Origin of the sequence: uncultured Campylobacter sp., assembly GCF_937997595.1 — a bacterium.
Classification (GTDB): Bacteria; Campylobacterota; Campylobacteria; order Campylobacterales; family Campylobacteraceae; genus Campylobacter_B.
In genome coordinates, this window is the sequence record NZ_CALKTS010000093.1 from 1 (window position 1) to 9915 (window position 9915).

The window sequence follows — 9915 nt, forward strand, 5'->3', positions numbered from 1 at the left end:
AGAATTCGCGCCCGTGACCTTGCCGCCGCTCATATTCACATGAGCTCCATCTATGTCGCCGTAATATGTAAAAGCGCCATAAACCGCTTTATCTACGGTACCGCCGCTGATGGTAACATAATCGCCCTGGCTATTGGAAGCAAGATTATGAGCGTCGTTTCTATAATAACTTCCGTATGCGTAATTAGTTACATGACCGCCCTCGATAGTAGAGTGGTTGGTGATAGTTTTACTAACCATATATGCGCCGTTGATATTTCCTACTGTACCTTTTATCAGCTTACCATGATTATTTTTGGCTGTTGCTTTGCCGCCAGGACCGCTAATACCACCGCCTGTACCATTAGCGACTAAAACATCGGTAACTACAGCACCATCGTTATTGATAGTGACGATATTATTTTGTAAAGTGGCGGTGCTGTCTTTTGAGGCTATTACTCCATTTACGTTTGTTAAATTTACAACACCGGTAATATTTACTTTATTGCCGTCTGCGCCGCCGTTTTGTACTCCAGCACCAGCAATCCTGCCAGCAATGGTAGGCGTACCGCTGATATTTACTTCATTATTATTTGCCTGGCTTGTACCGGTCGCTCTACCGCCCATTACCGCAGTGTATTCAAAATTTGGAAAGCCGCCGTAGAATACTTTAGTAGCACCGCTTATATTTACGACATTATGGATAGCGTCTCCGCTGGCATTTGTTCTACCAAACCATGTGCCATTACCGCCGAGTACGACATTATTTACTTCTGCATTATTCAAGTTAACCGTGTTATTTTTGGCGCCTTTTCCTTCGCCGCCTACAAGTATCGCTACTGTAGCCCCATTATTAACGTTGAGCGTATTATTTTCCGCCGAGCTAGTTTGTCTATATTTGAAGTCAGATCCTTCGGGAGTGCCGTCGCCATTACCCCCACCATAGATCGTGCGGTTCCAAGTGCTTACGCCACCCGAAGCAACGCCTTCTATTGTTACTATATTATTATCGTTTTGTCCATAAGCATTTGTGGAGCTTTCGAAGCCACCCGAGTAATTTTCGCCGGATGATTTATATAATTGACTTGGAGTACCGTCGCTTTTAGTTACCGTTATGATTCCATTACCGGCTAAAGCTTGCGAAGGAGCAATAGCTAAGCACGCCGCCAAACTCAACCCGGAAATAATAGGTATCTTAATATCTTTCATAATCCATAATCCTTTGTAAAAAATAAAAACTATCCATTATACAATAAAAATACCTATTTACAATAAATTTAATACAATTCCTAACAAAAGGTAGCTTAATGCGAAAAGATGGGTATTGTGATGCAACGTTTTCGATAATAAAGTAAAATTTCAGCTTATTTTTGTTATCGAAGCTTAAACGAAAAATTACGATTACAAAATAGCAAAATTTTAAAATTCTGATCTTAAAATTTAGCCAGCGGGATTCCCAATAAGCGTTGCTGCGAGAAAAGCGCTAAAATAAAAAGGCGGCAGTTTCTGATATTGAGAAATAGGGTAGGGCATAAATTTTATAAATTTGGATTTGTAGAATTTAAAGTGAAGTAATATACAAGAGAAATTAAAATTTGAACTAATTCTAGGCTAGAAGCACATAATTCTACAATATGTCGTTAGCAAAGAGATTAAAATTTTAAAGCAGTTCCAGACGAGGCGATAAAAACGATAAAGTAGCGGCGTGGAGGGTTAAATTTTAAAAATTCCAAGTGAAAACAAAAGCAAAAAAGTAAAATTCTAAGAATTTCAAGTGAAAAATCTGGGCTTTCAGAGGTGTTTTGAAATGGCAAAGAGCTTTCGGCGGAGGTGCTTTAAAATAGCAGAGGGCTTTCGGCAGCTTTTATGCTCGCCAAAAGCCCATTTTTATAGTTTTGCATCTTTTGCGCTCGAAAGCTAGAAATTTCGCTTGCAAAAAGCCCAAAATCTCAAAAGTTTCTGCTTACTACTTGCAATGTTCCTGTAATGCTTTGTCCGGGCTTGCCGCGGTTAAATTTTAACGCTTGCGCGTTTCTCGCAGCTAAAGCTTGGTGTACCGAGCTTAGCGGATTACAAGACCTTGTGGAATTCCACGTCTGATAACCCAGACTAGGGTCTTTTTGCCCTTGTAATCTTTGATATAACGATCAAAGTCGTCTGAGCTTTTGACATCGTTTTGACCGACTTGGATGATCACGTCGCCTACTTCAAAGCCGTAATCATCGGCTTTTGAGCCATCTTTTACGCTTAAGACGAGGGCGCCCGAGACATCGTCGTCGAGGTTATATTTGCGGCGCAAGCTGTCATTTAACGTCCTTAGCTTTAGCCCCTCTATTGCGCTTTTTGAGTCCTCGCCGGCTGAGCCTAAGGTGGTGGAGTCGGATTTCATCGCGTCTAGCTTGATAGTCGTGCTCTTGCTTTTGCCGTCGCGCTCAAATTCTACATCCACTGAGCTTCCTGGAGCCATTGAGCCGATTAAATTTTTTAGCTCGTTGGCGTTTTTGATAGATTTGCCGTTTATTTTGGTAATTAAATCGCCGCGCTTGATGCCTGCTTTATCGGCAGGCATGTCTTTTTCGACGCTTGAGATTAGCGCGCCCTCTTTGCTTTCATAGAGCTCTTTTTGATCTTTAGACATATCTGAGATCGTAACGCCTATAAAGCCACGCTCGATCTTGCCGTTTGTGATGAGCTTTTCAGCGATCTCTTTTACCATATTTGAAGGGATCGCAAAGCCTACGCCGTTATTTCCGCCGCCGCGACTTAAAATGGCGGAATTTATCCCCAAAAGCGCGCCGCGACTATCCACTAGCGCGCCGCCTGAGTTGCCCGGATTGATCGAAGCGTCGGTTTGGATGAAATTTTCATATTGATTTAGCCCGATATTGTTTTTATTTAGCGCCGAGATTATGCCTTGAGTGATGGTGCCGCCCACGCCGAAAGGATTTCCGATAGCAAAGACGATATCGCCCTCCATAGCCTTGGACGAGTCGGCAAATTTAACCGCAGAGAGATTTTTTTCGTCGATTTTGATGATCGCAAGGTCGGTTTTAGGGTCGGTGCCGATTACCTTGGCTTTATATTCCTTATCGCCTTCTAATAGCGTAACTACGATCTCGTCAGCGTTTTCTATTACGTGATTATTTGTGACAATATAGCCGTCTTCGGAGATGATGACGCCAGAGCCTAGCGAGCTTCCCTCGCGCTCCTGCTGCTGTGGAATGTCAAAGTCGAAAAATTGCTTAAAAAACGGATCGTCAAACATCTGTGACATCGGGCTGTTGCCTGCTTTGATCTTGGTTTTAGTTGCAATATTGACGACGGATTTTTTTACGTCCGCAACGGAGCTGTGATATGAGAGCACGACATCTTTATCAAAGCCCGGATTTACGCGCTCATAATTGCTTGGAGCTTCTTTAATGTCTATATTAGCGCCAAAAAGCGCACCTGCTAAAGCTATCGATATGATGATCGATTTTTTCATTTTTATATCCTTTGTGATAATAAAATTTTGGCGGAATTATAAATTTTGTCCGCTAATATATTCTTAACGCAAAATTAAAATTTATAAATAGAATTTAGCAAACTTGATTGACACTCACTAAAGTTTTATGATATAATCTACATAAATTTTAAGATTTTAAGGATTAAAATGGCAAGTACAAGCAGTTTATACGAAACCTTAGGCGTGGATAAATCAGCAAGCGCCGAGGAGATTAAAAAAGCTTACCGCAGGCTAGCTCGCAAGTATCACCCAGATATCAATAAAGAGCCCGGAGCGGAGGATAAATTTAAAGAGATCAACGCCGCGTATGAAATTTTAAGCGACGAGAAAAAGCGCGCGCAGTATGACCGCCATGGCGACGAGATGTTCGGCGGACAGAATTTCCACGATTTCGCGCAGGGCTCGGCGAATATGGGCGATCTAAACGACATCCTAAACAGCATTTTCGGCGGCTCCTTCGGCGCAAAAAGCGCAGGATCGCGCGGTGGATTTAGTTTCAGCTCTTTCGGTGGTGGCGAAGGTTTTAGTGGCTTTAGCGGCAGCAGTTTCGGCGGCGGATTTGGCGGCACACAGAGCCTAGATACGCACAGCTCGATTGAAATTCCTTTTGAGACCGCGATACAAGGCGGCGAGATGAGCGTGCGCGTGGGCGGTGAGACGGTTAAATTTAAAGTACCCGCGGGCATCAATGCGGGTGAGAAGCTACGCATTAGGGGAAAAGGACAAAAATCAGGCGCTCAAAGCGGCGATCTAATTTTGGAAATAAAAATCGCGCCAAGCACCGAGTATACGCGCGAAGGCGACGATCTTTTCAAAAAGATTGACGTGCCTTTGAAAACGGCGATGTTTGGCGGAAAGGTGGAAATTTCGACGCCGAGCAAAAGCGCAACAATAAAGATCGCAAAAAATACCAAAAACGGGCAGAAATACCGCTTAAAAGGCTACGGCGTGCAAAACCGCAAGAGTAAAATTTTAGGCGATCTATACGCGGTAGTAAATGTCGTTTTGCCCGACGTCGATTCGCTGGACGAGGACGTCAAAGCCGCGCTGCAAAAGCTATAAGGAGGCATCAAAATGCATGATTACGATGAGCCGGTTTATCTCATATCGATAGTTTCGAAGGTCCTAGATATCCATCCGCAGACGCTGCGGCAATACGAGCGCGAAGGACTCGTAAGCCCGGGGCGCACGGAGGGCAAGATGCGCCTGTACTCGGCGCATGATATGGACCGCATACGCATGATTTTAAACCTTACAAAGGAGCTTGGCGTCAATCTTGCGGGCGTGGACGTGATCTTTCGCCTGCAAGAAAGGATCGCCGAGTATGAGCGCGAGATCGAGGAGCTGCGGGCTAAAATTTTAGAGCTTGGCGGAGAGACAGAATAAGGTCTGCGAGATAAAGATTAAAGCTTAACAAAAATCGAGATCTTAGCGCTATAAGCTGAAATTTTAATGCTATCAAAAAGTAAGATCGCCTCGTAAGCGTAGATTCAAGCGATAAATTTTGACTTTCAGAGCGGATTTATGGACGCGTCAAATTTAAAGTTGCGCTAAACAAACCCGGGCGAATTCTCTTGCGATTAAATTTAAAAGCCGTCTTATATAATTTAGCTTTAAAATTTAAAATTCCAAGCCGTGTTAGGCTTTAAAATTTTGTCGCGAACCTCTAAATTTAGCGATAAAGTGCGACATAATTTCTCTATTTTTAAGCGGGATTTTAGTAAAATCACATTATAAAATTTACCCGTAAATTTATATGAAAAGATAAAATTTCATCGATTATCGCCTCCGATAAACGGTCGCGGATAATGTAAAATTTGACAATAAATTTAGCGCTAAATTTTACGTATAATCTTACAAAAAAGGGAGTTAATGGAGCTTGTTATAGAGCTATTCCTTGCGATCACGGCGCTTGCGATAGTGCTAAATATCGTCTTTAAAATTTTTGAAATTCCCACTATCATCGGATATATCGTCGCGGGCGTGTGCTTTTCGCAGATCTATAGCCTAAGCAGCGTCGAAAACGCCCATATGTCTGAGCTGGCGGAATTTGGCATCGTCTTTTTGATGTTTACCATCGGGCTTGAGTTTAGCTTCCATCACCTGATGAGTATGAAAAAGGACGTGTTTTTTAATGGCATACTCCAAGTACTCGGCACCGGTATTATTCTAGCGCTCATCATCGATCAAGCTTTCGGCGGAAACATAAAAACCGTGATGATTATCGGGCTAGCGCTCGCGCTTAGCTCTACGGCGATCGTGCTAAAAACACTCAACGAAACGGGCGAAATCAACCAAAACTACGGGCGCAAGGTGCTTGGCATCCTGCTCTTTCAAGACCTCGCCGTCATCCCTATTTTGCTGATGATTGACATATTCGGCTCGACCGACAATACCCCCGTGAACTATCTAATCTTAAAAACCGCCGTAAGCGCCGCCATAGTGGTAGTGATCCTTTTCGTGCTCGGCAAATTTGCTTTCAATCGCTTCCTTTACTACGTTGTAAGGACAAATTCTAAAGAGATTTTCATCGCGACCATCCTTTTTACCGTCGTGGGGGCTAGCTTTTTGGCGCATGTTTTTGGTTTTTCATATACGCTAGGTGCGTTTATCGCGGGCATGCTAATCGCAGAAACCGAGTATAAACACGAGATAGAGGCCGATCTGACGCCGTTTCGAGACATACTGCTCGGACTTTTTTTCATCACGATTGGCATGCAGATAAATTTTGAAGTCATCGTCTCGCACTATGGGCTGATCCTGCTCGCTATTATCGTTATAATGGCGCTTAAAACGGTTGTGATTTACGCGATCTTATTTCTCTCGACCGGCAAAAGGATAGCGCTAAAAGCGGCGCTATCGCTATGTCAGATAGGTGAGTTTGCGCTTGCGATCTTTTCGCTGCTGATGAGCCGCGATATGCTAAGTAAGGAAAACGGGCAAATTTTAATTACAGTCGTAACCGCGACGATGATTTTAACGCCGTTTATCCTTAAAAATTTAAACAAAATCGCCAACCGTTTCGAGTCCAAGGTTGAAAAGCTCGAGGATGAGGAGCATAAAACTCAAATCCCGCCGATGAAAAATCATATCATTGTAGCAGGCTACGGCAGGATAGGGCAGGAAGTGGTGCTGCGCCTTAAAGATCAGGGGCTGCTATACGTAGTCGCCGAGAGCGATTTAGAGCTTGTAGATCTGGGCAAATCGCGCGGAGAGAATATATATTTTGTAAATATAATGCAAAAAACTGCGATCGACGAGCTGCATGCGCGCGATGCGTCGGTCATCATCCTAACGATCGCAAATCAGCAAAAGCTCGACATCGTCGCTAAGATGCTAAACGGCTCTAATCTAAAAGCAAATATCATAGTGATGCATACGGGCGCCGATCCACAAAGCGAGCTGCAGAGCGAATACGGCGAAAATTTTATCTTCGTAAAAAAGGAGAGAGTAGTAGCCAATGCGCTTTTACAAGAGGCGCTGAAATGCAAGCTAACGCAGTAGTCTTGAGCGTTTAAGATCAAATTTAATCGCATTTGCTATGCCTAAAATATCCACGCTCTTTATTCTTGCTTCTATACTCAGCTAATTTAAAGCGTTTTAATAAACGCAGATAATAGATATGTTTAAATGGCGGGCTTGCAAATTTAAAGACGCAAAGTGCTGCTTTGGATTGATTTAAATTCTAAATTTAAGCTGTCATTCCACAGCAAAAGGATACTCCGACAAGGAGCCGATGAAGTATATTTGCGCGATAAAGTTATTTAAAAATTCGTTTAAATTTTACTAATTTCACTCTTTTATCTCTTTATAAACGCTTAAATTGCGTGCTAGACAAACGATGGTCGTTATAAACAATATCGGAGCTATCGGCAAATACAGATACCCAAGAATCAGAGCCATATTATCGTAACTTCGTCCTTGAGAAAAGAGCAATTCCGAGAGTGGGAGATACAAAACTAGCGTCACAATCGCAAAATTTTCTATCGCGAAAATCGTATTGCTTTTTTCGGGATTTTCTACGAAAAGTTTGCTGTATCTACGCTTTGAAAAGAAAAATATAATCGTGCAAACGGCGCTAACTACAAATGCCCAGCGTAATTCGTACGAATCTGGTAAAAATAAAATCAAAAAAACCGTTGTCGCAAAACTCACGAAAGTAAATCTGATCAAGCGGTGAAGTTGATATTTTTGCTTTAAATTTTTTGCAATTTGTTCTAGAGCTTTGCCGTATTCCAGCGCCTCCTCTTTTCTTTGGATAGATTCTGCTTCAAGGCTCGCGTCATTAAATTTTTGCTCAAATTTAGCGGCTTCATCTTGGGCGCCTTGCGCCTCGCCGTTTGTTTTGTTAAAATTTTGCTCGCCGGAAATTTTATCAGCGACCGCTCCGCCGATTTTTGTCTGCGATTTTGGTGCCGGTAGATACACGGTCTCATCGGCGTCAAATTCCGGATTTGCGTTATATGTTATTATCGCCACCGGAATAGCGATAAAAATAGCGGGTATAATCTGACGCGTATCCCAGTCTATGTGATATTTTATCTGTAAATAAAATCCGATTAAAGCATAAAGGACGTAAAATACGCAGCCACATGTATCCATATAAGCATAAAGGCCTTATCTGCATCACTAAATAAAAGCAGGGCATATTTTTTATACTTCAGCCTATTTAGGCAGACGAGTATATTTATCGCAGATAGTGCGAGCATGCATAAAAACGACATTATGGGCGCATCATTTACAAACGTAAGAAACACGACGATATAAATCAGGAAGGTCAAAAGTGTCCCAAAAAACAGATATCTACAAAAGCGAAATCTATCGTAGCTTTTTAAAATTTCTTGCGGAATTTGGCCGATGTCCGCGGAGATTTTGTCTTTTTGTGCTTGCATTTTTACCGCTTTTCTCGGTTATTTTAGCTCAAATTTTGCTTTTTTACTCCGTAGCGTTTTAAATTTAATGAAGCGAGCTTTTTGGCTTGCTTCTTTTTTAGCAGGCAAACAATCTCGATTTTGCATTAAATTTTTAAAAGCGAATACTTACCGGCTCTTGCAATTTAATCGATAAAATTTTTGGCAGGCTAAATTTACGCTTCTTTTCTAGCTAAATTTAGCTTCAAAATTTATCCTGCTTCATTCATAAAATAAGGCAACTAAGCTAAAGCTCATTCGTTTTATCCACCCGCACGAATGCCCAGTGCATAAAATCCCGCTTTGGCTCGTATTTGCCGCTGTTAAAATACTTCGCTAGCCGCGCTTCCTCCGTACCGCTTAGCTCGCCGCCAAGCCCCCAGCGCGTCTTTTGCACAAACTCCTCCGCACTTTTCGCTCCGCCGCCGTGACACCAGGCTTTGATATAGCTGAGGCTCGGCAAATAGCCCATTTGAAATAGGATGTTTAAAAGATAGACGAAGTCTGGCTTTTGCTCCACTTCGCGCCCTATCGCGTCCAAAATATCCCCGTCCACGAAGCTACCGCCCACTTTAAACGTGATGTAAAGCGCCTTTTTGGTCTTTGAAAGAAGCTTTTTAAGTGCGGCTTTTAGATCGTCCACCTCAAGGCAGCGCGAGGCGAAAACGAGATCACACGCAGGCACGTCAGACCAGTCGTCCTCAAAGGCCTTTTGCGCAAATTTAATGTTTTTCGCGCCATAAATTTGAGCATTCTCGCGGGCAAATTCCAGCATTTTGGGCGAAAAATCATAGCCGTAAATTTGATCCACCTTTTCCGCTGCCAGCACGCTTAGCGCGCTCGCTCCGCACGCAAAATCAAGCAGCGTGGAGACACCAGCAAAATCAACCTTGTCTATAAACTCGCGCGCGTAGGCACTTTTCATCACGCCTTCGTTGAAGCTTGGCGCCTTTTTGTCCCAATGCTCTGCCGGTTTTTTACCGAATGAGCTTTTTGCTTTTTGCGCCTTATAGAGCGCATCAAAGTCGATTTCATCGTAGTTTGAAGCTAAAATCATCTTTATCCTTTCCTGAATTTATCGGGCAGACCGCACCGATTTTCGTTAAATTTTGGCGTAAATTTACGCACCGCGCCCAAACCTGCCTGAAATTTCAAACCGCCCGGCGAGAGTGCTAAGGCAAGCTCACCTCTGCGTATTTTATATGCTCTAAATTCTTTAAATTTTCACCGAACGATCGAAGCTAAATTTTAGAAAGTCCGCTCATAAATCAAAATTTTAATCTGCTACTACGAACACGGAGAATGAATGCCCGAAGCTAAGCGTAGAATTTGAGTGCAAGCAAGAGTACAAATAGCCGGATACGAACACAAAAAGACAAAGCTTGGGCGCAGTCAAATACCGCTTGCGGTATGCGTCATTGCTCGTACATTTACTTTTCGCGATAGCAAGAGGCCCCGTCTAAACCCCTACTTTTTCGTAATTTTATAAAGCAAATTTCCGATGCTTTGGATTATCTGCAC

At 42.8% G+C, this 9915-nt stretch carries 8 protein-coding genes; 3 read left to right on the top strand and 5 right to left on the bottom strand.

The window, feature by feature from the left end:
* Window positions 1–1188 (bottom strand): hypothetical protein (locus Q0614_RS03360; protein WP_298786521.1); only part of this gene is annotated, 1188 nt, incomplete at its 3' end.
* An 853-nt stretch (window positions 1189–2041) separates the two neighbouring features.
* Window positions 2042–3463 (bottom strand): Do family serine endopeptidase, encoded by a 1422-nt coding sequence (locus Q0614_RS03365; protein WP_298786522.1) that lies wholly within the window; start codon window positions 3461–3463, stop codon window positions 2042–2044.
* Between the two features lie 168 nt (window positions 3464–3631).
* On the opposite strand from Q0614_RS03365, the gene Q0614_RS03370 reads away from it, so the two are divergent.
* From Q0614_RS03370 to Q0614_RS03380, 3 genes are all read left to right on the top strand, one after another.
* On the top strand, window positions 3632–4546 hold the full coding sequence (locus Q0614_RS03370; RefSeq protein ID WP_298786523.1) for a DnaJ C-terminal domain-containing protein: 915 nt from the start codon (window positions 3632–3634) through the stop codon (window positions 4544–4546).
* A gap of 12 nt (window positions 4547–4558) precedes the next feature.
* On the top strand, window positions 4559–4870 hold the full coding sequence (locus Q0614_RS03375) for a helix-turn-helix transcriptional regulator (RefSeq protein ID WP_298786524.1): 312 nt from the start codon (window positions 4559–4561) through the stop codon (window positions 4868–4870).
* A gap of 486 nt (window positions 4871–5356) precedes the next feature.
* On the top strand, window positions 5357–6988 hold the full coding sequence (locus Q0614_RS03380) for a cation:proton antiporter (RefSeq protein ID WP_295152028.1): 1632 nt from the start codon (window positions 5357–5359) through the stop codon (window positions 6986–6988).
* A 288-nt stretch (window positions 6989–7276) separates the two neighbouring features.
* Here the strand turns inward: Q0614_RS03380 and Q0614_RS03385 are convergent, their stop codons facing one another.
* From Q0614_RS03385 to Q0614_RS03395, 3 genes are all read right to left on the bottom strand, one after another.
* The gene (locus Q0614_RS03385; protein ID WP_298786525.1) at window positions 7277–8086 is read right to left on the bottom strand and encodes a hypothetical protein; all 810 of its coding nucleotides are present in this window, start codon (window positions 8084–8086) and stop codon (window positions 7277–7279) included.
* The gene (locus Q0614_RS03390; protein WP_298786526.1) at window positions 8044–8376 is read right to left on the bottom strand and encodes a hypothetical protein; all 333 of its coding nucleotides are present in this window, start codon (window positions 8374–8376) and stop codon (window positions 8044–8046) included. Before Q0614_RS03390 ends, Q0614_RS03385 begins: the two co-directional genes overlap by 43 nt.
* A 265-nt stretch (window positions 8377–8641) precedes the next feature.
* On the bottom strand, window positions 8642–9451 hold the full coding sequence (locus tag Q0614_RS03395; RefSeq protein WP_298786527.1) for a class I SAM-dependent methyltransferase: 810 nt from the start codon (window positions 9449–9451) through the stop codon (window positions 8642–8644).
* Window positions 9452–9915 lie beyond the last annotated feature (464 nt).

What these genes read in the sequence shown, in the direction of transcription:
- Q0614_RS03365 (WP_298786522.1), bottom strand. Translation starts at nt 3,463, where the DNA reads ATGAAAAAATCGATCATCATATCGATAGCTTTAGCAGGTGCGCTTTTT.
- Q0614_RS03370 (WP_298786523.1), top strand. Translation starts at nt 3,632, where the DNA reads ATGGCAAGTACAAGCAGTTTATACGAAACCTTAGGCGTGGATAAATCA.
- Q0614_RS03375 (WP_298786524.1), top strand. Translation starts at nt 4,559, where the DNA reads ATGCATGATTACGATGAGCCGGTTTATCTCATATCGATAGTTTCGAAG.
- Q0614_RS03380 (WP_295152028.1), top strand. Translation starts at nt 5,357, where the DNA reads ATGGAGCTTGTTATAGAGCTATTCCTTGCGATCACGGCGCTTGCGATA.
- Q0614_RS03385 (WP_298786525.1), bottom strand. Translation starts at nt 8,086, where the DNA reads ATGGATACATGTGGCTGCGTATTTTACGTCCTTTATGCTTTAATCGGA.
- Q0614_RS03390 (WP_298786526.1), bottom strand. Translation starts at nt 8,376, where the DNA reads ATGCAAGCACAAAAAGACAAAATCTCCGCGGACATCGGCCAAATTCCG.
- Q0614_RS03395 (WP_298786527.1), bottom strand. Translation starts at nt 9,451, where the DNA reads ATGATTTTAGCTTCAAACTACGATGAAATCGACTTTGATGCGCTCTAT.